This window comes from Planctomycetota bacterium (assembly GCA_035384565.1).
Lineage (GTDB): Bacteria > Planctomycetota > PUPC01 > DSUN01 > DSUN01 > DAOOIT01.
Window position 1 is genome coordinate 1 of the sequence record DAOOIT010000072.1, and the last position, 25,905, is coordinate 25,905.

A 25,905-nucleotide genomic window follows, 5' to 3' on the forward strand; every position below is an offset into this window, starting at 1 on the left:
ATTTGATCCAGCCCTTTAGCCTGCTATACTGACCATCATTATGGACAGCGTCACACTGGCCGCCTGGCAACGGTTCTTCGAGGCGTGGTGGGATCGGTTCGGGGACAAAGCTCAGACCGTGGAACTGGTCTACCTGCCCCTTGTGTTACAGGGGGGAATCCCCACCGAGGAGCTTCCCGACCAACTGAGCGCAGCTCACAGCAAGGGCACCGATGCCGGCAAGCGGTCCCTTGGGCAGGCCCTTGGCCGCCTCAAGGACCGAATCATCGGGGGGCGGAAACTGGTCCGCTGTGGAGAGGACCGGCATTCCAAAGTGACCAGATGGCGCCTCAATCGCGTCGGGTGACCTGCGGGTATCGCGGGTATCTGCGGGTATTGCGGGGCCCCACGCACGCGTAAGAGAGAGAACACGCGCACGTAGACGCACACACGTACGCAAAGTAGTGCCCGGAGATACCCGCAGGAACCCGCGATACCCGCAAGGGTGGGTAGCTCCTGGCCCACGAAAGGAGCATCAGATGGCGACAGCGAACGACAAGAAGCGACGGTGCAGGACGTGTCTGAGCTTGGGCACGAGCGAGAGGCGGCAAAACGAAATCGAGTTCGAGTGCCGGCGCAATCCGCCCGTTGTACCGCACCCCCGGGATGTCGAGGGCCATAGGTGGCCCTACGTCTTCCCTGACCAGGAGTGGTGCGATAGTTGGCAGGAGGCGCCGGTCGTCAACCCATTTGGTGAGCCGTCGGTCGTCAAGTTCCTTGCAGACGACGAGGACGACGACAACGACGAGGATGATCGCCCCGACTGGCCAGGAGAATTCGATACGGAGGCTTGACAAGCCGCCCCAAGTGTGGTATGACAACATACCGAAGGGGGAACGCTGGTGACGACCGACAAGACACCGACGCTGAGCGACGTGATCCGAGAGGCCCTGCGGGAGGCCATACGGACGCAGTCCATTCGCTCCGTCGCCGACGCCACCGGCGTTCCCCACCCGTCGTTGATTCGATTTCTGCGGCGCGAGCAATCGCTCCGCCTGGACAAGGCCGACAAACTGGCCGCCTACCTCGGCATCGAGGCCACGAGGCGGCTCAACAGAGAGAAGAAAGGATGATGTAGCATGGCGAGCATCACCAAACGACGCACAAGGAACGGCAAGGCTCGATACAGCATCCAGTACTACGAGCGTCCCGGCCTGCGCAGGACCAGATACGCCAAGTCTCTCGATGTAGCGAAGAGCATCAAGCGGAAGGTGGAGGAGGAGGCCGAGCGCCGACGCCATGGCCTTGTTGACCCTTTGGCGGAACGGCTTGCGGCGGAAGAGGCGAAGCACTTGGGGCAGCACGTCGAGGACTTCATCGCGACGCTTCGGGCCAGCGGCACGACGCCGAAGCATTTGGCAAACACGAAGCATCGGCTTGAGGCTGTCATCGTGGCGATAGGGGCAAACCGCATTGGCGACTTGACGCCATCGGCGGCCCAGCGTGCCGTCGGCGCGATGCTGGAGGGAGAGGAGGCGATCTCTCTGCGGACGGCCAACTCCTACCTCACGAGCGTCAAGCACTTCTCTCGATGGCTCTGGCGCGATGGTCGGGCGCGGACACATGTCCTCGCGCCCTTGAAGGGTTACAACGTAGCGACGGACCGTCGTCGTGTCCGCCGCGCTCTGAGCGACCTGGAGATCGGCAGGCTACTCCGCTGCGCGTTCGAGGGGCCGAACGTCTTGGGGATGATCGGCCCCGACCGCGCGATGCTCTACGCCCTGGCTGTTGGCACGGGTCTTCGTGCGAACGAGCTTCGCTCATTGACACCCGAGAGCTTTGCCCTTGACGCAACGCCGGCCACCGTGACTGTTGAGGCCGGCTACAGCAAGCATCGGCGCCGCGATGTGCTTCCACTGCCTCCTGCCCTCGCAAGCGGGCTCAAACCCTGGCTTGCATCCAAGGCTCCTGGCGAGCGCGTGTTCAAACTGCGGGACAGGGCAGCCGAGATGCTCCGGGCAGACCTTACCGCGGCAGAGATTCCCATCACGACACAGGATGGCGTGGCTGACTTCCACAGCCTGCGGCACACCTTCATCAGCCGGCTGGTGCGCAGCGGTGTCAACGTGAAGCTCGCACAGGAGCTTGCCCGGCACAGCGACCCGAAGCTTACGCTGAACGTCTACTCGCACGTCGGGATGGAGGACAAGGCCCTCGCCATGTCGAACCTTCCAGAGCTGGCGGCGCCGCGAGACGGGGCGCATGGCGAGAGGAGTACTGCGAATTGTACTGCGCTCGCGGGCCATCGCGTAGCATGGCGTGGCGCCACATGGCAAGATGCCGATGATGCTGAAGAAGCGATTGGCAGGCCAATAATGGCGAGAAACACCGATTCTATCCCCTTCGATGTTGGTGGGCCCTGTCCGACTCGAACGGACGACCGACGGATTATGAGTCCGCTGCTCTGACCGGCTGAGCTAAGGGCCCACACATTCATCATACACGGTGCGATTGGGGGTTGCAAGGAACTTGACAGCCCGTCGCCGAGCATGCTACACTGCTATTTGAAACGCTCATTTGAAGCGCGTGACTGCGGTTGAGCGCCGCAGGAGGGTGTGCAATAAGCCACCATGGGTGTGTGGACACCGACACGCGGCAGCGGGTGCTGGAGAGCGCCACCCGCCTGTTCGCCGAGAAGGGCTACCGCGATACGACGGTGCACGAGATCTGCGAGCAGGCCGATGCGAACATCGCGGCGGTGAATTACTACTTCGGCGGCAAGGAGAAGCTGTACGGCGCGGTGTGGCGCCACGCCTACAGCCTCACGCGGGAGTCGCGCGACACCGTGCTCGACCCCGAGAGCGAACGCCCGCCGGAGCAGCAGATTGACGACTTCGTTCGGACCCGCCTCGAGGATGTGTCGAGCGCGGGGCCGGCAAGCTACTTCTGGCGGATCCTCGAGAAAGAGCACCACGACCCCACGCCCGCTCACGATGCCATCATCCACGAGGTGTTCCTGCCTCTGGGCCAGCGCCTCGAGCGGCTGATCGCGCGCATGCTCGACGGCCAGGGGTCGCCGAAGCAATGGAGGCTGTGCCTGTTCAGCCTCGTGGGGACCATGGGGTTCCTCACGGCGCACCGGCGCATCATCCGCCGCGTGTTCGGCCACGATGTGCTGGACGCGGCCGACTGCCATCTCCTCCACGAGCATCTCGTGCGGTTCTTCCTGGGCGGGATTGCGGCGACGCGATGCGCCCTGTCCAGCGCGGGACTGCCGCAGGCCGTGGCCTCCGGTGACGGCTGTGCGGCGCCAGACCCCCACCCGGCGCAAGGTGACAGATGACCACTCCACACGCGCACGGCATTCCTGATGATCGTCGAGGGCGCCCGGCGCGCGGGCACGGCTTGCCCTCTGCCTGGGCCGGGCTGGCTCTGGCCCTTCTGGCGCTGATGGGGTGCCGGGTGAGCGTCCCGAGCACCGCCGCAAGCGTGGCGCTGCCCGCGGCGTTCTCTGGCAGCGGCCAGGTGGCTCCGCCGGCCCAGTGGTGGCGGGCATTGGAGGATGAGCAACTCGATGCACTGATGGAGAAGGCTCTGTCCGGCAACCTGGAGTTGCGGACGGCCTGGGACCGCCTGGCGCAGGCGGAGGCCCTGGCGCGGAGGGCCGGCGCAGACCTCGAGCCGAGCCTGACCGGGGAGGCCGACGTCTCGCGCACGCGTACCAGGACGGAGGGGATGGGCACCGCGTCGGCCACCAGGGTCGGCGCCGGACTGCTGGCCGGATATGAGGTGGACCTTTGGCGGCGCGTGCGCGCGACGCGCGACGCCGCGGCGCTGGCGGCCCGCGCCAGCCGCGAGGATGTCGCCGCCACGGCGCTGCTGCTGACGGCACAGGTCGCCAGCACATGGTACCGCATCCTGGATCAGATCGGGCAGCTCGCCGTGCTCGACGAGCAGCTCCGCGTGAACCAGGAGCACCTGGACCTGATGACCTTCCGGTTCGAGCGGCCCGCGGTCGAGCGAAAGGTGTCGCTCGTGGACCTGCTTCAGCAGCGCCAACTGGTCGAGGCCACCCGCGCGGAGAAGTATCGCGCGGAAGCCGCGCGGCGTGTCCTCGAGCACCAGCTTGCCGTGTTGCTCGGCGCCGCGCCCGACCCCGCGATGACGGTGGCCAACGCCACGTTGCCCGGCTTGCCGCCGCTTCCGCAGACGGGCGTGCCGGCCGACGTGCTTCGCCAGCGGCCCGACGTTCGGGCGGCCGAACTGCGCCTGGAGGCCGCGAGCCGCGAGGTGGCCGCGGCGATCGCCAATCGCTTCCCGCGCCTGAGCCTGACGGCTCGCGCGGAGGCCTGGGGCGACAGCGCCCGCGGCCTGTTCGACAACTGGCTGGCCTCCATCGCGGCGAACCTGACGGCCCCGCTCCTCGATGGCGGGCTGCGAGCGGCCGAGGTGGACCGCACGCGCGCCCTTGCCGCGGAGCGCCTGCACGCCTACGGGCGTGTCCTGCTCGACGCGATGCGGGAGGTGGAGGACGCGCTGGCGCAGGAGCGCCAGCAGGTGTTGCTCCTTGCCAGCCTGGAGGAGCAGATCCGCCTCGCCACCGGGGCAGCCGACCAGGCACGCGAGCGCTACATCTCCGCCGGCGAAGACTACCTGAGGGTGCTCACCGCCATCGTGGCGCAGCAGCGCCTTCAGCGGGACCAGTTGACCGCGAAGCGGCAGCTCATTGAATTCCGGATAGCTCTCTACCATGCCCTGGGCGGCGACCTCGGGCTGGCGCGCCCCGCGGAGCTTGGGGGACGCCCGCAACCCCCCGACCGCTGAGCCCGGAAAGGCACCGGCTGGAGACGATACACAGGAGACCCCTTGATGGCTGGCAACCCTCGAGCCCCTGAAGAGGGCGCACTGACGCCTGCGGAGGCGCCGGCGGCGAAGGGCCGCCGCACGCTTGTGGCCCTGCTCCAGGCATGCCTGGCGATAGCCGTTCTCGCCGGGGGCATCGTGTTCGCCGGTTATCTCCTGCGCACGGGGCCGAAGGCGGGGCGCCGCAACCCCGAGCCGCGCGCGTTGCTCGTGAGCGTGAGCGAAGTGGCCCGCTCGCGCGAGCGGGCCGTGGTGCACGCGATGGGCACCGTGCGCGCGGCTCAGACGATCAACCTCCAGCCTCGCGTAAGCGGCGAGATCGTCGAAGTGACCCCGGAATGCATCCCGGGCGGGATGCTCAAAGAGGGCAGCGTGATCGCGCGGATTGACCCGGCGGACTACCAGCTGGCTGTCGAGCAGCAGACGACCGAGGTGGAGCGGTTGACGGCGCTTCTGGCGCAGCGGCGCGCCGAGCTGGCCCAGCGCGAGAGCGATGTGGCCACGGCCGCCAGCGCCATCCAGCAGCGGGCCAGCGAGGTGCTCAAGGCCCAGAACGAGCTGGTGAAGGCGGAGGCCGCGCTGCGCATCGAGCAGGGCCAGCAGGCCGTCGCGCGGCGCGAGTACGAGTTGCTCGGCAAGAAACTGAGCGAGGCGGACCTCGACCTGGTGCTGCGCAAGCCGCAACTGCTGACGGCAGAGGCAAATTGCGATGCGGCGCGGGCCGCGAAAGCGGCTGCCGAAGCGGCCCGGGATTCCGCCGTCGCGGCCAAGGCGGCGGCGGAGGCGATGAAGCAGTCGGCGGCCGCGGCCGTGGAGGCCGCCGAGGCGTCGAAAAAGGCGGCGGAGGTGGCTCTCAAGCAGGCGCAACTCGACCTTGCGCGGACGGCCATCCGAGCCCCGTTCAACGCCATTGTCGAAGCCGAGTCGGTGGACCTGGGTTCGCAGGTCTCGTCGCAGACCCCCCTGGCCTCGCTGGTAGGCACGGACGAGTACTGGGTCGAGGTGTCGGTGCCCGTGGACCAGCTTCAGTGGCTCCGAGTGCCGCGCTCGCGGGGCGAGGAGGGCTCGACGGCGCGGATCTACGACGAGGCCGCATGGGGGCCCGACACCTTCCGCGTGGGCACGGTGATCCGCCTGGCGAGCGGCCTGGAGACCGAGGGACGCATGGCGCGTCTGCTGGTGAGCGTGCCCGACCCGCTGGGGCTCAAGGGGGCAAGCGCCCGCCCGCCGGCCTTGCTGATCGGCAGCTACGTGCGTGTGGAGATCGAGGGCACCGAACTCGATGGCGTGGTGCCCCTCGACCGCGACCTCGTGCACGAGGGCGACCAGGTCTGGGTGATGGGCGCGGATGGGACGCTCGAGATCCGGAAGCCTGTCATCGTCTTCCGAGGGCGCGACCGCCTGCTGATCTCGGGCGGTCTGGACACGGGGGATAAGGTGGTCACCACGAATATCGCGGCCCCCGTGCCGGGCACGCCCCTGCGCACGCGGGCCGCCGCGGGCGCGGCCGGCCCCGCCGCAAAGGGGGGCGAAGGCCAATGAGCACGGGCGCAACCCCTCAATCCGACCACAGCGCCATCGGCTGGATGATCCGGCACGGCGTGGCGCCCAATCTGCTGATGTTCGCGTGCCTCATCGGCGGCCTGCTGATCGCGCGAGGCATCAAGCAGGAGGTCTTCCCCGACTTCGAGCTCGATATCGTGACGATCACGGTGCCGTACCCCGGCGCCAGCCCCGAGGAGGTCGAGCGCGGCATCGTGCTGGTGGTCGAGGAGGCGATCCGCGGCACGGACGGCGTCAAAGAGGTCACGGCGACCGCTCGCGAGGGCGTCGCCGTGATCCAGGCCGAGCTCTTCGAAGGGGTGAACCGCCAGAAGGTCTACCAGGAGATTCAGCAGGATGTGAACCGCATCACCACCTTGCCCGAGGACGCCGAGGAGCCCGAGGTGGTGCTCACCGCGCGCTGGCGCGAAGTGCTGAACGTGGAGGTCTATGGCAATGTGGGCGAGTGGGCGCTCCGCGAGGTGGTGGAGCAGGTGCGCGACCGCCTGCTGATGAGAACCCCAACATCACCCAGGTGGCACTTCAGGGCGTGAGGGCTTACGAGGTCCACGTGGAGGTGCCCCAGGAGAACCTGCGCGCCTACGGGCTCACGCTGGACCGGATCGCCAGCCGGATCTCCGCCACGGCCCTCGAGCTGCCGGGCGGCAAGGTGGAGACTCGCGGCGGCGAGATCCTGCTGCGCGTGACCGAGCGGCGCGAGTGGGCCAAGGAGTTCGCCAATATCCCCATCGTGACCACCTCGGGCGGCACGGTGCTCTACCTTCGCGACATCGCCACCGTGCGCGACACGTTCGAGGACACGAACACCGTCGGCACCTTCAACGGGGCGCGGGCCATGGGCATCGCCGTCTACCGTGTCGGCGATCAGACGCCGATCAGCGTGTCCGACGCTGTCTGCGCGGTGCTCGACGAGCTTCGCCCCGATCTTCCCCCCGGCGTGCACTGCGACGTGCGCGACGACCGGTCCGACATCTACCGCCAGCGCCTCAGTCTTCTGCTCCGCAACGCGGGGCAGGGTCTCGTGGTCGTGATGCTGCTGCTCGCGGTGTTTCTGGAAATCCGGCTGGCCTTCTGGGTCACCATGGGCATCCCCGTCTCCTTCCTCGGGGCCTTTCTGTTCCTGCCCATGCTGGGCGTGAGCATCAATATGATCTCGCTCTTCGCATTCATCATCGCCCTGGGCATCGTGGTGGACGATGCGATCGTGGTGGGCGAGAACATCTACGAGTTCCGCCAGCGCGGCATGGGGGTGATCGAGGCGTCGGTGCGCGCCACACGGGGCGTGGCCGTGCCGGTGGCCTACAGCATCCTCACGAACATCGTGGCCTTCCTTCCCCTGCTGGCGCTGCCGGGGATGATGGGGAAGGTCTGGCGCGTGATTCCGCTGGTCGTGTGCACGGTCTTCACCATCTCGTGGCTCGAGGCGATGTTCATCCTCCCGGCGCACCTGGCCCACGCGAAGACCGGCGGGCGCACGGCGCTCGGGCAGCTCATCCACCACTGGCAGCAGGTGTTCAGCGCCGGCTTCATGCGGGCCGTGGCGCGATTCTACGGGCCGGTGCTGCGCACGGCGGTGCGGTGGCGTTACCTCACCGTGGCGATCGGCCTTGCGATGCTCGTGGGCATGGCCGGCTACGTCTTCAGCGGCCGCATCGGGATGATTCTCATGCCGCGGGTCGAGTCCGATTATGCCTTTGCCACGGCCACGTTGCCGGTGGGCTGCCCGCTGAGCCAGGCCACCGCGGTGCGCGACCGCCTCGAGAAGGCGGCCAACGCCATCGCGGCCGAGAACGGCGGCGAGCGCCTGCTCGAAGGGGTGTTTGCGGTCATCAACGAGAATGTCATCGAGATGCGCGCCTACCTCACGCCCCCTGAGGTGCGGCCCATCGGCACCACGCGCTTCACCAACCTCTGGCGCGAGCGGATCGGGGAGCTGGCGGGGATCGAGTCGCTGCGGTTCCAGGCCGACCGGGGCGGGCCCAGCTCGGGGGCGTCGCTCACTGTGGAGCTGAGCCACCGCGACATCGCCGTGCTCGACCAGGCAAGCGAGAAACTGGCGGGCATCCTGGCGGGCTTCGCCAATGTGAAGGACATAGACGATGGCTACACCCCGGGCAAGCAGCAGTTGAACTTCACGCTGAAGCCCGAGGGGCACAGCCTGGGCCTCACGGTGCGCGAGGTGGCGCGCCAGGTGCGCAACGCCTTCTACGGGGCCGAGGCCCTGCGCCAGCAGCGCGGCCGCAGCGAGATCAAGGTCAAGGTGCGCTTCCCCGAGGCCCAGCGGGTGAACGAGGCCGATATCGAGGAACTCATGATTCGCACGCCGGCCGGCCGCGACGTGCCGCTCCGCCACGTGGCCAACGTGGTGCGCGGCCGCGCCTACACCGACATCAAGCGCCGCGAAGGCCGCCGCACCGTCACCGTCACCGCCGATGTGGTGCCTATCGGCGACACCAACCGGGTCATCGCCACGCTCGACAGCGAGGTGCTGCCGCAGCTCGTGCGCAACTACCCCGGCCTCGCGTATGGCTATGAGGGGCAGCAGGCCGACATGGCCGAGAGCATGCAGCGCCTCTTGTCGCTGCTCATCCTGGTGTTGCTCGCCATCTTCGTGATGCTGGCCCTGCCGTTCCGCAGCTACATTCAGCCGCTCATCGTCATGATGTCCATCCCCTTCGGCCTGGTCGGCGCCGTGCTCGGCCATATCATCATGGGCTACGACCTCAGCGTCATCAGCGTCATGGGCATTCTGGCTCTCTCAGGGGTGGTCATCAACGACGCCATCGTGCTGATCGACTATGCCAACGAGCTGCGGCGCGACGGCCTCACGGCATTCGAGGCGATCACGCAGGCGGGCGTGCGCCGCTTCCGGCCCATCATGCTCACCACGCTCACCACCTTTGGCGGCCTGGCGCCAATGATTTTCGAGACCTCGCGGCAGGCCCGCTTCATGATTCCCATGGCCCTCTCCCTGGGCTATGGAATCCTCTTCGCCACGGCCATCACCCTGGTGCTTGTGCCGAGCCTCTACCTCATGACCGAAGATGCCAAAGGGCTGCTGGCTCGGGGGCGCCGGCTCGCCTTGGCATCCGCCGGCCGCGCCCCCGAGCCGACGGCCGGCGGCTGATCCCTTGGCTACTGCGGGGCGGCAGCCTCGGATGGCCGCAGGCCGTACTTGCGCACCTTGGCGACCAGGTTGGCCCGGCTGATTCCCAGCGCTCGAGCGGCGGTGCTCTTGTTCCAGGCGTGCCGCTGGAGCGCCTCGGCGAGCATGTCGCGCTCGAGGCGCTCGAGGGCCGCCGCAAGCTCGCCATCAATGCGGCGCCCTCTGTGGCGGACGGGGGCCTCGGCCGCCGCCCGCAGGGGGGGCGACAGGTGTTCCAGGGCGACGGTTGGCTCGTGGCGCGCCAGGATCAGCGCCCGTTGCACCTCGTTCTCGAGCTCTCGCACGTTGCCGGGCCACGGGTAGGCGTGGAAGGCGGCCATCACCTCGGGGGCCAGCCGCTTCGGGGGGAGGGAGTTCGCCGTGCAGCAGCGCGGCACAAAGCGGCTCAGGAGCAGGGGGATATCCTCGCGACGCTCGCGCAGCGGCGGCAACTCGATGGTGAAGACGGCGAGGCGGTAGTACAGGTCCTCGCGGAAGCTGCCGAGGCGTACGAGGTCCTTGAGGGGCTGGTTGGCGGCGGAGATCAGGCGGACGTCCACCCGCCGCGGCTGGGTGGCCCCCACCGGGAGGAACTCGCCGAACTGCACGGCCCGCAGCAGCTTGGCCTGGAGCGCCGGGCTCATCTCGTTGACTTCGTCGAGAAAGAGGGTGCCGCCGTGAGCGACCGCGAAGAGCCCCGGCTTGTCGCTGTGCGCGCCGGTGAACGCGCCTCGGACGTGGCCGAAGAGTTCCGATTCGAGCAGGTTGTCGTTGAGCGCCGAGCAGTTCTGTGTGACGAAGGCCCTGGACCGTCGGCCGCTCTGGCGGTGGAGCGCGATGGCCACCAGCTCCTTGCCGGTGCCGCTCTCGCCGGTGATGAGGACCGGCGTGTTGGCGGGCGCGACCTTGGCGATGAGGTCGAAGACGCGCCGCATGGCCGGGCTCCGGCCGAGAAGCTCGCCGAAGGGGAGCGGAGCGGGCCAATCGCAGGGCGGAAGCTGGCCCTGCGGTGCGGGCCCGAGCAGTTGTGCGGGCATGAAGCAGCCTTTCCGTCAAGGGCTGGCGTTGTGGTGGCTCGGGGGCCCAGCGGCGGGGGCCGCTGGGGAAGCTAGGCTGGCCTATGCTGAGAATACACCAGGAACCGGCCAAACGCAAGGATCGAGCGCGAGCGAAATGAGCTGGGGCGGGGCCTTTGGATGCAGGCCTCGCCCCAGTGTTGCCGACCGCGTGTGGGGAGGCGCGTGCTCAGCCGAGCCGCACCTCGAGGTCGCCGTTGACATAGGTGGCCGCCAGCGGCTTGAAGCTGACGGACACGGTGTTGTCGAAGTAGCTCATCTGGCCGATGTTGCGGCTTGCGAAGCCGAAGGGCCAGGCGCCGTTGTCGGTCTGGGCATACGAGAAGCGGATGTCGTTGATGTTCCAGGCCGCGATATTGCTGTTGACGAACGAGGGCGGCCGGACGCCCCAGATTTTCAGATCGGTGGCGTCCCACACCTTGCCGGTGATGGTCACGCGGCCGATGGTGGCCACGCCGGCGAAGTCGGCCGCCGGGTTCGGCAGGTCGAGCACGCCGTCCACGTTGAGGTCGTTCGTCACCGCGACCGCCGCGAAGATGCTGGAGTTCCGGAGCCCGCCTGCCGTGATGGAAGCGATGTCGCCGAGCGACGTGAGTCGCAGGTTCTCGATCCACAGGGCGACTTGCAGGGTGCCGAGCGACATCACGTCAATGGTGGTGGGGTTGGGGCCGATCTCGAGGAGGCTCAGGCTGCCCAGAGAGCCTCCGAGGGCGATGTTGCCCATGAGCTGCATGCTCCTGGCATCAATCGCGCCCATGTCGCCTGCGCCCGTGATGGCGCCGAGGACGGCCTCCTTGTGGCGACCGCTGGTCTTGAACGAGAGCTTGCTGGCGGCCGTGGTGCCGAGGAGGTTGATGGTGTCGAGTTCGGCCACGCCGTTGAGCACGAAGCCCTTCTTGCCGAGGATCAGCGCCCAGTCGCCCGTGAAGGTGAGGTCGGCGATGCCGCCTTTCATGGTGATGACGACTCTGGTGCCCGCGGCGTCCCAGTAGGTGAGCGAGCGGGCCGCCCCGTCTCCCACGAGGATGAGGGGATTCTGCACCACGGCCGTGGTCATCACGGGGGCGCTCAGGGCGCCGTCCAGGTCCTGCGCCTGGGCGAAGAAGGTGTAGGGGCCGAGCGCCCAGCCGGAGGTGCTGAACGTCAGGCTCCAGCCGTTGAGCGCGTTGTTGTCGGTGCCGAGGAGCACGTCGGGACCGTCGAGGATGTTGTTGCCGTTGGCGTCGCGGTAGAAGCTCACCAGGGCGATCGCCGTCTCAGCGTCGGCGACGACATTGGCGGTCAACGTGAGCGGGTTGGGGCGTTCCACGGGGTCGGGGAACGCTGTGAGCGAGCCGATGGTGGGCGGCGTGTTCGCGCCGTTCACGGTCACGGTGGTGGTCGCCTCGGGTCCCCACACGGCGTTGTTATCCCGCGCCCGGGCGAAGAGCGTGTAGGGGCCGAGCGCCCAGCCCGCTGTGCTCACGACGAGGTCCCAACCGTCGCCGCCGAAGGTGTCAATGCCCAGGAGGGCGTCGGCAGGATCCCAGACGGTGTTGCCGTTGACGTCGCGGTAGAAGGCGACCTGGGTGACGAAGCCATCGGGGTCGCTGACGCCGGTGGCGGTGAGCGTGTAGTTGTTGGGGCGAGTGACAGGGTCGGGGACGGCCGTGAGCGTGGTGATGACGGGGGGCTGGCTGCCGACCTGGACGGTGCCGGCGACGGGGGTGCTCAGAGCGCCCTGATTGTCCTGTGCGATGGCGAACACGGTGTGGGGGCCGATGGCCCAACCCGTCGTGTTCTCGACCCAGGTCCAGCCGCCCACTGCGCTGGGGTCCGACCCGAGGAAGGTATCGGCGACATCGTAGAGGCCGTTGCCGTTCGCGTCGCGGTAGAAGGAGACGAGGGCCACCGTGCCGTCGAGGTCCACGACGCCCAGCGCGGTGAGCGTCACGTTGGAGCCCTGGGGGACCGGCGTGGGCGCGGCGGTGACCGAGTTGATCATCGGGGGGGCATTGAGAGGGGCCGAATCCGCGATGCGGACCACGTAGCCGTCGAACTGGCCGCCGTAGCTCGTGTCGTAGCCGCCGGAGATCCAGAGGTCCGAGGCGGTGTAGCCGACCGCGTAGATGTCGCCCGCGGTGCTGACGAAGATGGAGGTGCCGCGGTCCTCGTTGGCCGCGCCAAGGTAGGTGCTCCAGGTGTAGCCGCCGGCCGCAGTGAGCTTCGTGACGAAGCCGTCCCACGTGCCGCCCAGGGTGATGTCGAAGCCGCCGAAGACCCAGCCCGTCGAGGCGGTCTCGCCCGTGACGAACACGGCGCCGCCGCCCAGATGCACGTGGCGGCCATAGTCCTGCGCGGTGCCGCCGAGGTAGGTGGACCACGTGTGGGCGCCCGCGGTGGTCATGCGCATCACGAAGGCGTCGCCCGCGCCGTTGTAGGTGGTGTCGAAGCCGCCGGCGGCCCATCCCGCGGACTCGGTGTAGCCGGTGACGTAAATGTCCGTGGTGCCGCTCACAGTGAGGGCGTCGGCCCGGTCCAGCGCCGCGCCGCCGAGATACGTGCTCCAGGAGTGCGCGCCCAGGTAGTTCAGGCGAGCGACGAAGCCGTCAATCACCCCGTTGAAGCTGGTGTCGAAGCCGCCGGAGACCCAGTTGGCCGAGTACGTGCCGCCCGCCACGTAGACGAAGGCCAATGTGTCTACCGCGATGCTGGAGCCCCAGTCGGTGCTCGTGCCGCCGAGGTAGGTGCTCCAGTTGTGAGCGCCCGCATCGGTCAGGCGCACCACGAAGGCGTCGGCGGCGCCGTTGTGGGAGACGTCGAAGCCGCCGCTGACCCAGTTCGGCGACTCCGTGTCGCCGGTGATGTAGACGTAGATCAGGCCGTCGTTCGGATCCACCCCGGCCGCCACGCTCGCGCCGGCGTCGCGGAACGTGCCGCCGAGGTACGTGCTCCACACGTGGTTGCCCGTGGGGCTCAGCTTGGCCACAAAGGCATCGCCCGAGCCGTTGTAGGAGATGTCGAACCCTGCCACGGCCCAGCCGGAGGACGAGGTGAAACCCGTGACGTAGATGTAGCTCAGGTCGGCCGCGGCGTCGTACTGGACGGCGATGCCCGTGCCCGAGTCGTAGGCCGAGCCGCCGAGATAGGTCGTCCACAGGTGGCCGCCCAGCGTGTCCAGCGCCGTGACGAAGGCGTCGGCCACGCCGTTGAACGAGGTGTCGAAGCCGCCGGTGGCCCAGCCGGCCGAGCGGGTGAAGCCGGTCACGTAGACGCGAAAGGCCGGCGGGTTGGTCTCGGACACGGTGTTCATGGCCACGTCTTGTGCGCGGTCTTCGAGGCCGGAGCCGAGGTAGGTGCTCCAGGTGATGCTGGGGTCAATCACGAGGGGCTGCGAGGGATCGTAGTCGCCGGTGATCTGGAACGTGTAGGTGTAGGGGTCGAGAAGCACGAACTTGGCGGCCACCTCCACGCGCTGGCCGTCAATCTCCTGGTAGACCAGCGGCGCGTCGTCCACCAGGGTGCCCCAGTCGCCCCCCATGTGCACGAGCAGGGTGCCGTCGTCGGCGAGCGAGAGGCCGCCGATGCCGTCGTAACGCACCTGGATCTGCTGCCAGTCGGCTCCCGCGGCGACGTGGAACTCGTACTTCAGGTGGTCGCGGAGGCCCCAGGTCACGAGGTCAATGCCGTCATAGAGGCCCTGGTACGAGATGGTCTCGTACGAGCTGACCCCTTCGCGCCACAGAGAGGGATCATCGCCCAGATGGTAGTTGAACTTCGCTTGCGCCGGGTCCAGCCCCACCGGGGTCACGAGGTTGGCCCCGACAAACGAAGCCGAGAACTGGCGCATCTGGGTCAGGGCCGAGGCCGGGTCGCCGTCGGGCGAGGGAACATCGCGGAAAATCTGGAACGCGACGGCCGAGTCCATCATGGCCACGTTCGCGGCCGAGCCGTCGTGCGCATAGCGGACCGCGGCGTCGGCCCACTGGCCCTGGTTCTCGACGAAGAGGGCCGGGGACAGGGCAAAGAGGCTCAGGGCCTCATCCGCCGCCGAGGCGCTGAGGAGGACGCGTGGCTCCAGGGCTTCCAGGCACAAGAGGTTGTGCGGGACGGCGCTGGCGGCTGCACGGTGCGAGGACTTCGACAACTGCGGCATCGCGGTGACCTCCGGATGTTCGAACGCGCCCTGCGACCAAGACCTGTAGCAACGACCGAGCGTGGGCACCCGCAGCGTGAAGCTCCGGCGCCCCGCCCGTGTCCTGCCCGCCCCCGACACCTCCCTCTATTAAATGTGGAATGATACTAGCAATGCAAAGGGGAGTCAATACATTTCTCGAAGGACCCATACGCGCCTGGACATGCAGCGACAACTTGTGACGGCGCCGCCCTCGCGCGCCAATTGAATCGCGGCGAGGCTTCTGCTAGACTTCCCCAGGGAGGGCGTGTCACCCAGAAGCCAGGCGGAGCAGCATGGACGGGCTTGGATGCAGGCGCCGAACGGCGTGGGCTCTGGCCCTCATCGGTCTGACGGCGGCGAGCGCGGGCGAGGTGGCCCCCGAGGAGGCCCAGCGCCTCCGCGACTTGTGCACGCAACTGAGCAGCAACGAGCCGGGGAAGAAGTGGGATGCCGCTCGCGCCCTGGTCCGCGAAGGGCCCCCCGCCGTGCCCATCGTCGGCGCACTCTTCGCCGGCGAGTGGGTGGAGGGCAAGCGAATGGCGGCCTGGATCCTCAGCGAGATGCGCCACGAGAGCGCCGTAGGGCCCCTCGCCCGGGCCCTCGACGACGCCGACGACGAGGTCCGCTGGAAGGCCGCCATCGGCCTCAAGCAGCTCGGCAAGCCGAGCGTGCTGCACCTGGTGAGCGTGCTGCTGGGGGGCACCCTGCCTGCCCGGCAGTGCGCGGCGTGGACGCTGGGCGAGATCCGCGACCCCGAGGCGGCCGGGCCGCTGGCGGCGGCGCTGGAGGAGGCCGACGAGGACCTCCGCTGGAAGGCCGCGATCAGCCTCACGCAGATTGGCGAGGCGGCGCTCCCCGCGCTCAACCAGGTGCTGAGGCGGGCCAACGTGGAGACCCGCCGCTGCGCGGTCTGGGCGGTGGGCAAGATCGGCGGCGAAGCCGCGCTGCCGGCGCTCGCGCAGGCCCTCGCCGATGCCGACAACCACGTGCGCGCGAAGGCGGTGGTCGCCCTCGGCAGCATCCAGGGCGACGCGGCGACGCAGTGGCTCCTCAAGATGGTCAACGACCCCGACCCCATCGTCAAGAAGGATGCCATCGTGGCGCTCGGGCGGCGCGGCAGGACGCTGGAGCCGGCCATCCGCCCCGAGAAGCAGGACGTGGAGCCGACCGCTGAGGTGCCGCTCTACGGGGTCCTCGAGGTGGCCTTCAAGCCCGAGAAGCCGGCCCGCGTGCCCAACCCGTTCGCCGACGCCTCCGTCGTGGCGACCTTTGTCGCGCCCGACGACCGCAACCTCCGTGTGGCGGGCTTCTATGCGGGCGACGGCACTTGGAAAGCCCGCGCGGCGCTGGACCGCGTGGGCCTGTGGTACTACCGGATCGACTACAAGGCCGGCGACGCCGTCCAGGTCTCGCACGGCGGGGCGAAGTGCGTGCCGAGCCAGCAGCACGGCTTCCTGCGCATCGCCCAGGATGACCGCCGGTTCCTCGCCTTCAGCGATGGCACGCGCTTCTACCCGATCGGCACGGGCACCGAGGCCCTGGGTGCGCCCGCGCCCGCCGGCGCCCCCGCGAACACGCTAGAGGTCTGGAAGTCCTACCTCGAGGCCTGTGCGAAGGGGGGCATGAACAAGTGCCGCATCCTCCTCAACGAACTGCCCTGGGTGCCTGCCGCCACGGTGCGCCAGCATCCTGAGCTCTCGCCCTGGCCCCTCCAGGAGGGCGGCGGGTACGATCTCACGCGCTTCTCGTTGCCGTTCTGGGACAAGCTGGACGCGGTGATCGCCCACGGGGCGAGGCTGGGCATGGTGTTCGAGTTGACGATGTTCGATGAGACCGGCCTGGCCGAAGGCCACGGCGACCGGTGGCAGCTTCACCCCTTCAACGCGATGAACGGCGGCCCGATCGCCGGGGCGGCCGGCTGCCCGTCGTTCTACGATCTCGCCGACGCGGCCAACCGCACGGCGCAGGAAGCCTATGTGCGGTACCTGCTGGCGCGCACGGCGGCCTGCCCGAACGTCTACTACGAGCTGAACAACCAGATGAACCGGCGCGGCAGCGCCGGCGCCGCGGGCCTCAAGTGGGTGGAACACTGGGCGGCCTTCCTCCGCGAGCACGACCCGTACGATCACCTGGTCTCCATGTCCGTCGCCGCGAATCCCGAGGCCTACTTCCGGCTCGATGGGATTGACGTGGCGAACGTGCGGGGCGACTCTCCGCCCGAGCCGCACGGCATCCCCATGCCCGTGTTCCTGAGCGAGCCGACGGTGAAGGGGCCGCGCGCGGAGCGGCAGGTCCTCTGGCAGGCATTGCTGCTCGGCACGTCGGCGGCCCGCGCTCCGTGGCAGCCGCTCGCGGAGCGATCCGCGACGTTCGAGCACGCGCGCTACCTGGCCGACTACGCCCGCGATGTGGCCTACTGGGAGCTGCGGCGCGACGAATCGGTGGTGCTGAGCACGCCGCGGAACGTGGCACGCCTGACGGCCGTGCGGAAAGGCGAGGTGTTCATCTACCTGACCGGCTCGGCGGAGGGGGGAGCGGTGCGGGTGGGCCTGGCCAACGACCGCTATGAGGCCGCCTGGTTCGACCCCAAGAACGGGCGCACCGTGCGGACCGACGAGGTGACGCCCCAGGACGGCGCCGTGGATGCCCCGTGCCCGACGTTCGACGAGGATGTCCTCCTGCGCATCCGCAAGAAGTAGATTCGAGCCTCCCCGCATGCCTGAGCTCATCCTGCCCCCGGGCGTCCGCTACACGTGCCTGCGGTGCGGCGCGTGCTGTCGGACGCTCGAGGTCACGCTCACCGACGCCGAACGCGGGCGGCTGCTGGCGCACGACTGGTCGGCCGAGGTGCCGGGGTTCACGGAGGAGCGCGTCTTCGCCCGACGGCGGGGGGCGGCGGGGAAGCAGGTGTGGCGGCTCAGGCCACGGGCTGACGGTGCCTGCGTGTTCCTCACCGGCGAGAACCTCTGCCGCGTGCACGCGAGACTGGGCTACGCGGCGAAGCCGTTCGCCGGGCGGGTTTTCCCATTCGGTTTCGTGGTGACGCCGGTCGGGGTATTCGTGGGGTGCCGGTTCAACTGCCCCGCGGTGGTCCGAGGCAAGGGGCCGACACTGGCCGAGCAGCGGGGCGAGATTCAGCGCCTGTTCGCCGAGTACGCGGCGACCTATGAGCCGCCCCGGGAGGACGACCAGGTGCGCTTCTTCGGACACTGGAAGGTCTCCTGGCGCGACGTGCTCCGCATCGAGGAGCAGCTTGTGGCCTTCCTCGGGCTGCCCGAGGTGCCGTTCGCGCGCCGGCTCCTGGCCTGCTGGATGCTGGTGCGGCAGTTCGTCTCGCAGGCGCTGCGTCAGAAGAGCGGCGAGCGGATGGGGGCCGACCCCGACGAGGTCCTGGCACGGGCGAAGGAGGCGACTCCGAAGGGCAGGCTGGGGCTGCTGGAAGGGATGCTTGTCCGCCTCACGGTGGGAGCCTTCGCGGGGGCCAGCCCGCACTACTGCCGCGAACTCCCGCTGGTGCGGCGGCTCTTCGTGCGTTTGGGCAACCTGGGCCGGCGGCTGAAGCTTGCCCTGGGCGTTGGCAAGGTGCGTTTCCCTGGGTTGCTACGCGCCGCGAAGCTGCGGGACGCCCGGCGAGTGGGGCTGACCCGCCTCGACGGGGAGGCGACGGCGATGCTGGAGCGGTACTTCGCGGCGAAGGTGAGCAGCCAGGGCTTCTTCGGCCTGGCCTGCTTCGGGCGGAGCTTCGCGCAGGGCTTCGAGTTGCTCGCGGCGGCCTATGTGGCGGTTCTGTGGCTCGCCGGCGCCCGCGCGGCCTCCGAAGGGCGTTCCGCCGTAGGGGCCGGCGACATCGAGTACGGCATTGAGCAGGTGGACTTCGGCTACAACTACCTGGCCGAGCTTGGCGGCCTCTCGACGCGGATGCGGGGAGCGATCCTCTGGCACTGGGCGACAGTGGGCAAGGCCCTGCTGACGCTGGCCGAGCCGACGCCGAAGGCCGAGTGACGTCAGTGGGCCTGCTTGCGCGCCCGCTCGGCGGCCTCGTGGAGGATCGTCCGGATCGGCAGCTCGCGGAGCATCTGGCGCACCTCCGTGTCCTCCACCGCCTCGCGCACCTTGGAGTCCGAGAAGAAGCGCCCGTAGCGGCCCTCGGCCCAGGTCTGGAGAAGGGCCTGGTCTTGCAGGACGGCGGCGACTTTGGGGTGCTGCGCGATCTTGCGGATCTCGGGCTTGTCCTCGATGCCCCGGAGGGCCTCGGGGTGCTCGCTCAACACGGTGAGGTCGGCGATCAGCGGCTGGAGCTCGAGGCGCGTGGCCGGGCTGGTCGGGCGCACCACCCAGTTCGTGAAGAGCGAACTCTCCATCTCCTGGTGCACGCGGGGCAGGCGCGCCTTGCGCGAGTCCTCGGGCATCGCGTCCAGCAGGCCGAGGATGAACCACGCGAAGACGAGGGCCTCGACGGCGCCGGCCAGCGCGCCCAGCTTGCGGTTCCAGGGCCGGGGCTTGCCCTGCTGGTCCGAGCCGAGGAGTTTCGCCACCCTGCCCAGGAGGAACCGGCTCACGAAATACAGCAGCAGCCAGGCCACGATGCACGCCATGGCGTACAGGGCAGGGGAGGGCGGCTCGGCCTTGGAGGCCAAGAGCTGGATGCCCCCGCGAACCACGAAGCCGGTGGCCAGGCTGGCCACGAGCAGCGCCCCGAGCCCCGCCATGTGGGCGAGCAGCCCGCGCACGTAGCCCAGGAAAACGAACAGCACCACGAGGATGAGCACGATCAAGTCAATGCCCATGCGGAGGGCTCCGTGGCGGGGAACGGCGATGAGACCGTGGATGGCGGGGACGAACGCGCGGATTATAGCCCTGGGCGTTGCGGGTGTCAACAGTTGACTCCGTGCCCAAGCCGTCCTAAGCTATGCGCGGCCAGTCTCAGATGAGGAGAGAGCCTTGCTGAAGATCATTGCCGACGAGAATATCCCGTTCGTGCGCGAGGCGTGCGCCACGCTGGGCGAGGTGACCCTGGTGGCCGGACGCGAGGTGACGCGCGACACGCTTCGCGGGGCCGACCTGTTCTTCTGCCGCTCGGTGACGAAGATCAACCGAGCCTTGCTCGAGGGCACGCGGGTGCGCTTTGTGGGCACGGCCACCATCGGCTTCGACCACGTGGACCGCGAGTATCTGAAGCAGGCGGGAATCGCCTTCGCCAGCGCCCCCGGGTCGAACGCGAACTCGGTCGCCGAGTACATCGTCGCCGCGATGCTCGTGCTGGCCCGCCGCGGCGGCTTCACTCTTGAGGGCAGGACGATTGGCGTGGTGGGCGTGGGCAACGTGGGCAGCCGCGTGGTGAAGAAGGCCGAGGCCCTGGGCATGCGGGTCCTCCAGAACGACCCGCCCCTCGCCCGCGCGACCGGCGACAGACGCTTCCTGCCCCTCGATGCCCTCCTCGACGCGGATTTCATCACCTTCCACGTCCCGCTCACCGTAGCGGCGAGCGTCCCGCTTGCCGAGGACGCCACGCACCACATGGTTGACGCCGCGTTCCTGGCTCGGATGAGGCCATCGGCTTACCTTCTCAACAGCTCGCGCGGGCCGGTGGTGGACGAGGCGGCGCTCAAGGCCGCCCTCGCCGAGCGCCGTCTCGCGGGCGCCGTGCTCGACGTGTGGGAGACCGAGCCGGCCTTCGACCCCGACCTGTTGGCCCTGGCCGCCATCGGCACGCCCCACATCGCGGGCTACTCCTTCGACGGCAAAGTGGCGGCCACCGAGATGATCTACCGCGCCGCCTGCGAGGTCGTGGGCGTCAAGCCCACCTGGAACCCCGCCGCCATCATGCCCCCGCCCGGCCACCCGCGTCTGGAGATTCAGTGTGCTGGCCGGCCCGACGAGGACGTGCTCCGCGAAGCGGTCCTCACCATCTACGACATCGAGGCCGACGACCGCGGCCTGCGCCAGTCGCCGAGCGCCCCCGCCGAGCGCGCCGCCTGGTTCGACCGCCTCCGCAAGGTCTACCCCGAGCGCCGCGAGTTCCACAACACCACGTTGATGGCCCCCGGCGCCAGCCAGGGGTTGGGAGCCAAGCTCGCGGGGATCGGGTTCCGGGTTGCCGGCGGCGCAGCGAACTGATAGGATAAGATCAGGAGGCGTGAACATCTATGGAGCCATCTCGATGGTGATCGGCAAGGGGTATGAGACGGGCCGGCTCTCGGAAGCAGAAGTCCGCGAGTTGGCCGCCAAGGGGCTGGGGCAACTCGAGCTGGCGGGCAAGCGCGTGCTCGTCATCATTCCCGACAGCACGCGGTCGTGCCCCCTGCCGATGTTTTTTCGGCTCCTGTGCGAGCTGATTCGCCCGAGGGCGAAGAAGCTGGACTTCCTGATCGCGCTCGGCACGCACCCGCCGATGCCGGAGGACAAGATCAACGCGCTCCTCGGCCTGACGCCCGAGGAGCGCGCGGCGAAGTACGCCGACGTGCGGGTTTTTAACCACGAGTGGGACCGTCCCGACGCCCTCCGCCAGATCGGCACCATCAGCGCCGACGAGATTGAGGAAATCTCCGACGGCCTGATGTGCGAGGACGTGCCGGTCGCTCTCAACAAGCTGATCTTCGACTACGACCAGCTCCTCATCTGCGGCCCCACGTTCCCCCACGAGGTCGTGGGCTTCTCGGGCGGCAACAAGTACCTCTTCCCCGGCATCGCGGGGGCCGAGATCATCAACTTCTTCCACTGGCTCGGCGCCGTCATCACCAACCCCGTCATCAATGGCACCAAGTGGACGCCCGTCCGCAAGGTCGTGGACCGCGCGGCCTCGATGATCCCCGTGCCCCGCTTCTGCTTCAGCCTCGTCGTGCTGTTCAGCGACCTCAAGGGGCTCTTCATCGGGCCGCCCGAGGAGGCGTATTCAGCCGCCGCGGACCTCTCGGCCAAAATCCATGTCGTCTACAAGCCGAAGCCCTTCCATCGCGTGCTCTCCATCGCGCCGAAGATGTACGACGATGTCTGGACCGCGGGCAAGTGCATGTACAAGCTCGAACCCGTCGTGGCCGATGGCGGCGAGCTGATCATCCTGGCCCCGCACGTGGACGAGATTTCGTACACTCACGGCAAGGTGCTCGACCGCATCGGCTACCACTGCCGCGACTATTTCCTGAAGCAGATGGACCGGTTCCGCGACGTGCCGCGCGGCGTGATGGCCCACTCGACGCACGTCAAGGGCATCGGCACATTCGAGAACGGCATCGAGAGGCCGCGGGTCAACGTTGTCCTGGCCACGGCCATCCCCGATGCCCGCTGCCGCAAGGTGAACCTCGGCTACCGCGACCCAGCGACGATCAATCCCGACGAGTGGCGCGGCCGCGAGGACGAGGGGGTGCTCCTCGTGCCCAAGGCCGGCGAGATGCTCTATCGCCTCGCCGATGGCAGTGTGCCGAGGATTGGGTGAGCGGGGGCACAGGGGCATCGGACCGACGGGACGGAGAGGACCGATAGGACCCGCGGGCAGGCTCTTTCCTGGTCCTATCGGTCCCATCTGTCCTATCCGTCGTATCCTGCTTTGGGGGAGCTATGGAAACCCTCGACAAGATCCCGTTCGCGGTGGATGTAGCCGCTCTAATGAAAAGCCTGCGCATCCCGGCCGGCAGCGACCGGGAGCGCGAGGTGCGCAAGATGGTGAAGGCGGCGCAGAAGATCGCCCGGCCCAAGGCGGTCTACGACCTGTGCTTCATCGAGCACAAGGGCGAAGATAGCGTGACATTCGGCGGCGCGACGTTCACCAGCCGCGTGCTCCGTGTGAACCTCGATGGGGCGGGGCGGGTCTTCCCCTTCGTGGCCACGTGCGGCCGCGAACTGGCCGACTTTGCGGCCTCGCTCGACGACCTGGTGCTCAGCTTCGCCCTCGACACCGTGATGGTGCAGGCGCTGGAGGCCATGGTGGGCGCGCTCCGCACGCACCTCACCCAGAAGTACGCCCTCGGCGGCGTCGGCATGATGGACCCCGGGTCGCTCGAGGACTGGCCGCTCTCCGAGCAGCGGCCGCTCTTCTCGGTGCTCGGCGACGTGAAGGGCGCCATCGGCGTCGAACTGACCGACAGCCTGCTCATGGTGCCCATCAAGTCGGTCTCCGGCATCATCTTCCCCACGAAACACAGCTTCGAGAGCTGCCAGCTCTGCCCTCGCGAGACCTGCCCCAACCGCCGGGCGAAGTACGACCCCGAGCTCTGGGCGAAGCGCTACGGCCGCACGGGGCAATGACCGATTCGCACGGGCCTCTGCCGCAGCGCGGGCGGCACGATGGACAGGATGGATAAGATCGACAGGAATGGACAACACGTCCATGCTGTCCATCTTGTCCATAGCACCTTGACTGGCCTGCGCCAACGGCTAGAATGAAAGACACGCGAAGAACCAAGGAGGAGCCATGCGCAGAGAGAACAACGTCATCGTCGCCCAGTCGGGCGGGCCGTCGCCCGTCATCAACAGCTCGCTGCGGGGCGTACTCGACACGTGCCGGGCCTTCCCCGACACGTTCGGCACGGTCTATGCCGCGTGGCACGGCATCGAGGGCGTGCTCAACGAGGAACTGCTCGACCTGAGCGCCCAGCCCGACGAGGAGATCGCCCTCCTGCGCACCACGCCCGCCGCCGGCGCCATCGGCACCTGCCGCTACAAGCTCAAGGACAAGCAGACCGAGGACTTCGAGCGAATCATCGCCGTCTTCAAGGCCCACGGCATCCGCTACTTCTTCTACAACGGCGGCAACGACTCGATGGACACGGCGAACAAGGTGAGCCAGCTTGCGGCCAAGCGGGGACTCGACCTGATCGCCGTGGGCGTGCCCAAGACGATTGACAACGACGTGGGCGACCAGGAGTTCCAGCTGATTGACCACACGCCCGGCTACGGCAGCGTGGCGCGCTACTGGGCGTGCATCGTGCAGAACGCCCTCGAAGAGAACCGCGGCGCCTGCCCCTCCGACCCCGTGCTCGTGATCCAGGCGATGGGGCGGAAGATCGGCTTCATCCCCGCCGCCGCCCGCCTGGCCGACCCCCACCGCGAGGCGTCGCTCCAGATCTACATGCCCGAGGCCGGCGTGAAGCTGCCCGAGCTCGCCGACAACGTCAACCAGGCCCTCAAGGCCCGCGGCGGCGTGGTCGTGGTCGTGAGCGAAGGGCTCGACGTGGGCGACATCGGCGCGAGCAAGGACTCCTTCGGCCACACGCAGTTCAGCGCCAGCGAGACCACGGCGGCCCAGATCGTCGTCAGCTACCTGAACAAGGTCGGCCTGGCCGCCCGCGGCGCCGCCCGCGGCCAGGTGCCCGGCTGCGACCAGCGCGACACCGCCGTCTATGCCTCCGTGGTGGACCTGGACGAGGCCTACCGCGTCGGCCAGAAGGCGGCCCTGCTCGCCAAGAACGGCGAGGGCGGCTGGATGTCCACGATCCTCCGCGAGCCCGGCAGCCCCTACAGCGTGCGCTACGACAAGGTGGAACTCGCGAAGGTGGCGAACTCGGAACGCACCTTCCCCAAAGCCTGGATCGCCCCCAGCCGCGTGGACGTGACGGACGACTTCCTGGCCTATGCCCGGCCGCTGATCGGCGACGACTGGGTGAGCGTGCCCCTGGTGAACGGCATCCAACGCTTCGCGCGGCTCAAGCCGATCTTCGCCGAGCGCAAGTGCCCGGCCTACGTGCCCCAGGCGTACCGCTGAAACGTGCCTGACCCACCCCTTGACAGGAGGACCCGCCGTGGACAAGGCCGTGACCCGCCGCCAGTTCGCCGCCACCGCCGCCGCGGCCGCCGTGGCCGCGACGCTGCCGCAGACCGCGCAGGCCGCGGCGGCCGACCCCGCGACGATTCTCAACTACAACCCCGACATGGAATACCGCCGCCTGGGCAAGACGGGGCTGATGATCTCCGCCGTCGTGCTCGGCGGCCATTGGAAGCGCCTCGTCAAGATCATCGGCGGCGACGAGCCCAAGGGCTGGATGAGCACCGACATCGGCCGCGAAGCGTTCCAGAAGAACCGCGCCGACGTGGTCACCCGCTGCATCGAGAAGGGCATCAACTACGTGGACGCCTGCTGCGGCGAGGAGATTCTCGCCTACAGCCGCGCCCTGAAGGGCCGCCGCGACCGGATGTACTTCGGCTTCTCCTGGCACGTGCGTGAGAGCCGATTCCCCGAATGGCGCTCGGCCAAGAAGCTCCAGGAGGGCCTCGACCTCGGCCTCAAGGAGGCCGGACTCGACTACTGCGACCTCTGGCGCATCAGCCTGCTCGTGGACAGCAGCAAGCACACCCAAGGCGAGATCGAGGAGGCCGTGGCCGCGCTCGACTGGGCCAAGCAGACGGGCCGCGCGCGCTTCACCGGCTTCTCCTCCCACGACCGCCCCCACCTCAAGCACCTGGTCGAGACCTATCCCAAGCAGGTCGAGGTCATCCTCACCCCCTACACCGCCAAGACCAAGGTCGTGCACGACCCCAGCGGCCTCTGGGCCGCAATCCGAAAGCACGACGTCGGCTGGTTCGGCATCAAGCCCTTCGCCAGCAACAGCGTCTTCCAGGGCGACAGCAGCCCCGAGAGCCCCAGTTTCGATGAAGACAACCGCATCGCACGGCTCACCATCCGCCGCATCCTGTGCAACCCGGCCATCACCGCCCCTATGCCCGGCCTCATCACCCCCCAGCAGGTGGACAACGTGTGCGCCGCGATCAAGGAACGCCGAGAACTCGACCTGAAGGAGCGGGCGGAACTCGACCGCGCCATGGAGCGCGCCTGGGCAAGCCTGCCGGCCGACTACCAGTGGCTCAAGGACTGGGAACGCGTGTGAGCGGCGTGCCTACTTGCCTTTGCTCTTCCCCGCCCCCTTGGCCATCGCCTCGTAGCGTCGGCGCAGGAAGACGGTGACGACGCCGTAGACCTGCCCCACGCCGCACGAGACCATCAGCAACAGGCCGGCCTCGAGGTACTTGTCCCACTTGGACAGCCCGTGCAGGCTGGAGAGCGCTTTGGAATCGGCAAGGCTGATGAGGGCGAAGTACACGCCAGCGCCCACGAACCAACCGGGCACAAAGTCGAAACCCGGCACCCGCTCGGCGCAGATGACCACCACGACCACCGCGAACACGGCCGCGGG

General features: G+C 68.5%; 17 protein-coding genes, 1 tRNA gene and 1 pseudogene. 14 read left to right on the forward strand and 5 right to left on the reverse strand.

Annotated features, from left to right (window positions below; genetic code table 11):
- Positions 1–40 precede the first annotated feature (40 nt).
- The 3 genes from PLE19_19995 to PLE19_20005 all read left to right on the forward strand — a co-directional run bounded on the left by PLE19_19995 (position 41) and on the right by PLE19_20005 (position 1,112).
- Positions 41–346 carry a hypothetical protein gene (locus PLE19_19995; GenBank protein ID HPD17226.1) on the forward strand — a complete coding sequence of 102 codons (306 nt, stop codon included), beginning with the start codon at positions 41–43 and terminating at the stop codon, positions 344–346.
- Between the two features lie 172 nt (positions 347–518).
- Complete coding sequence (locus PLE19_20000; protein HPD17227.1) at positions 519–833, forward strand: hypothetical protein; 315 nt, start codon at positions 519–521, stop codon at positions 831–833.
- A gap of 48 nt (positions 834–881) precedes the next feature.
- A complete protein-coding gene (locus tag PLE19_20005) occupies positions 882–1,112 on the forward strand; it encodes a helix-turn-helix transcriptional regulator (GenBank protein HPD17228.1) in 231 nt (76 codons plus the stop codon).
- Between the two features lie 1,277 nt (positions 1,113–2,389).
- Here PLE19_20005 and PLE19_20010 read toward each other — a convergent pair.
- Positions 2,390–2,466, reverse strand: a tRNA-Ile gene (locus PLE19_20010).
- A 151-nt stretch (positions 2,467–2,617) separates the two neighbouring features.
- Here PLE19_20010 and PLE19_20015 point away from each other — a divergent pair.
- The 4 genes and pseudogenes from PLE19_20015 to PLE19_20030 all read left to right on the forward strand — a co-directional run bounded on the left by PLE19_20015 (position 2,618) and on the right by PLE19_20030 (position 9,532).
- Positions 2,618–3,322 carry a CerR family C-terminal domain-containing protein gene (locus PLE19_20015; protein HPD17229.1) on the forward strand — a complete coding sequence of 235 codons (705 nt, stop codon included), beginning with the start codon at positions 2,618–2,620 and terminating at the stop codon, positions 3,320–3,322.
- Positions 3,319–4,803: a TolC family protein gene (locus PLE19_20020; protein ID HPD17230.1), complete on the forward strand. Its 1,485-nt coding sequence runs from the start codon at positions 3,319–3,321 to the stop codon at positions 4,801–4,803. The genes PLE19_20015 and PLE19_20020 overlap by 4 nt, the downstream gene beginning before the upstream one ends.
- A gap of 45 nt (positions 4,804–4,848) precedes the next feature.
- Positions 4,849–6,384, forward strand: a complete 1,536-nt coding sequence (locus tag PLE19_20025; GenBank protein HPD17231.1) for an HlyD family efflux transporter periplasmic adaptor subunit — start codon at positions 4,849–4,851, stop codon at positions 6,382–6,384.
- Positions 6,381–9,532, forward strand: a pseudogene (locus tag PLE19_20030) (efflux RND transporter permease subunit). Before PLE19_20025 ends, PLE19_20030 begins: the two are co-directional and overlap by 4 nt.
- Before the next feature lie 8 nt (positions 9,533–9,540).
- Here the strand turns inward: PLE19_20030 and PLE19_20035 are convergent.
- Together PLE19_20035 and PLE19_20040 are read right to left on the reverse strand one after the other, a co-directional pair.
- Positions 9,541–10,587, reverse strand: a complete 1,047-nt coding sequence (locus tag PLE19_20035) for a sigma-54 dependent transcriptional regulator (GenBank protein ID HPD17232.1) — start codon at positions 10,585–10,587, stop codon at positions 9,541–9,543.
- Between the two features lie 208 nt (positions 10,588–10,795).
- Positions 10,796–14,761, reverse strand: coding sequence for an SBBP repeat-containing protein (locus PLE19_20040; protein HPD17233.1), 3,966 nt, complete (start codon positions 14,759–14,761; stop codon positions 10,796–10,798).
- Between the two features lie 314 nt (positions 14,762–15,075).
- On the opposite strand from PLE19_20040, the gene PLE19_20045 reads away from it, so the two are divergent.
- On the forward strand, positions 15,076–17,481 hold the full coding sequence (locus PLE19_20045) for a HEAT repeat domain-containing protein (protein HPD17234.1): 2,406 nt from the start codon (positions 15,076–15,078) through the stop codon (positions 17,479–17,481).
- 16 nt (positions 17,482–17,497) lie between these two features.
- Positions 17,498–18,784 (forward strand): YkgJ family cysteine cluster protein, encoded by a 1,287-nt coding sequence (locus PLE19_20050; GenBank protein ID HPD17235.1) that lies wholly within the window; start codon positions 17,498–17,500, stop codon positions 18,782–18,784.
- Positions 18,785–18,786: 2 nt separating this feature from the next.
- Here the strand turns inward: PLE19_20050 and PLE19_20055 are convergent, their stop codons facing one another.
- On the reverse strand, positions 18,787–19,569 hold the full coding sequence (locus PLE19_20055; GenBank protein HPD17236.1) for a CvpA family protein: 783 nt from the start codon (positions 19,567–19,569) through the stop codon (positions 18,787–18,789).
- A 154-nt stretch (positions 19,570–19,723) separates the two neighbouring features.
- Here PLE19_20055 and PLE19_20060 point away from each other — a divergent pair, with 154 nt between their 5' ends.
- From PLE19_20060 to PLE19_20080, 5 genes are all read left to right on the forward strand, one after another.
- Positions 19,724–20,899, forward strand: a complete 1,176-nt coding sequence (locus tag PLE19_20060) for a 4-phosphoerythronate dehydrogenase (protein ID HPD17237.1) — start codon at positions 19,724–19,726, stop codon at positions 20,897–20,899.
- Between the two features lie 19 nt (positions 20,900–20,918).
- Positions 20,919–22,214 carry a lactate racemase domain-containing protein gene (locus PLE19_20065; protein ID HPD17238.1) on the forward strand — a complete coding sequence of 432 codons (1,296 nt, stop codon included), beginning with the start codon at positions 20,919–20,921 and terminating at the stop codon, positions 22,212–22,214.
- Between the two features lie 122 nt (positions 22,215–22,336).
- Positions 22,337–23,023 (forward strand): vitamin B12 dependent-methionine synthase activation domain-containing protein, encoded by a 687-nt coding sequence (locus PLE19_20070; protein ID HPD17239.1) that lies wholly within the window; start codon positions 22,337–22,339, stop codon positions 23,021–23,023.
- Between the two features lie 166 nt (positions 23,024–23,189).
- Entirely contained in the window at positions 23,190–24,479 is a 1,290-nt protein-coding gene (locus PLE19_20075; protein HPD17240.1) for a diphosphate--fructose-6-phosphate 1-phosphotransferase, read from the forward strand.
- A gap of 37 nt (positions 24,480–24,516) precedes the next feature.
- Complete coding sequence (locus PLE19_20080) at positions 24,517–25,599, forward strand: aldo/keto reductase (GenBank protein ID HPD17241.1); 1,083 nt, start codon at positions 24,517–24,519, stop codon at positions 25,597–25,599.
- Positions 25,600–25,608: 9 nt separating this feature from the next.
- On the opposite strand, the gene PLE19_20085 is transcribed toward PLE19_20080, so the two are convergent.
- Positions 25,609–25,905, reverse strand: a 297-nt coding sequence (locus PLE19_20085) for a DUF1097 family protein (protein ID HPD17242.1), incomplete at its 5' end; no start/stop codon positions are given.

What these genes read in the sequence shown, in the direction of transcription:
- PLE19_20035 (HPD17232.1), bottom strand. Translation starts at nt 10,587, where the DNA reads ATGCCCGCACAACTGCTCGGGCCCGCACCGCAGGGCCAGCTTCCGCCC.
- PLE19_20045 (HPD17234.1), top strand. Translation starts at nt 15,076, where the DNA reads ATGGACGGGCTTGGATGCAGGCGCCGAACGGCGTGGGCTCTGGCCCTC.
- PLE19_20020 (HPD17230.1), top strand. Translation starts at nt 3,319, where the DNA reads ATGACCACTCCACACGCGCACGGCATTCCTGATGATCGTCGAGGGCGC.
- PLE19_20000 (HPD17227.1), top strand. Translation starts at nt 519, where the DNA reads ATGGCGACAGCGAACGACAAGAAGCGACGGTGCAGGACGTGTCTGAGC.
- PLE19_20050 (HPD17235.1), top strand. Translation starts at nt 17,498, where the DNA reads ATGCCTGAGCTCATCCTGCCCCCGGGCGTCCGCTACACGTGCCTGCGG.
- PLE19_20070 (HPD17239.1), top strand. Translation starts at nt 22,337, where the DNA reads ATGGAAACCCTCGACAAGATCCCGTTCGCGGTGGATGTAGCCGCTCTA.
- PLE19_20075 (HPD17240.1), top strand. Translation starts at nt 23,190, where the DNA reads ATGCGCAGAGAGAACAACGTCATCGTCGCCCAGTCGGGCGGGCCGTCG.
- PLE19_20040 (HPD17233.1), bottom strand. Translation starts at nt 14,761, where the DNA reads ATGCCGCAGTTGTCGAAGTCCTCGCACCGTGCAGCCGCCAGCGCCGTC.
- PLE19_19995 (HPD17226.1), top strand. Translation starts at nt 41, where the DNA reads ATGGACAGCGTCACACTGGCCGCCTGGCAACGGTTCTTCGAGGCGTGG.
- PLE19_20055 (HPD17236.1), bottom strand. Translation starts at nt 19,569, where the DNA reads ATGGGCATTGACTTGATCGTGCTCATCCTCGTGGTGCTGTTCGTTTTC.
- PLE19_20025 (HPD17231.1), top strand. Translation starts at nt 4,849, where the DNA reads ATGGCTGGCAACCCTCGAGCCCCTGAAGAGGGCGCACTGACGCCTGCG.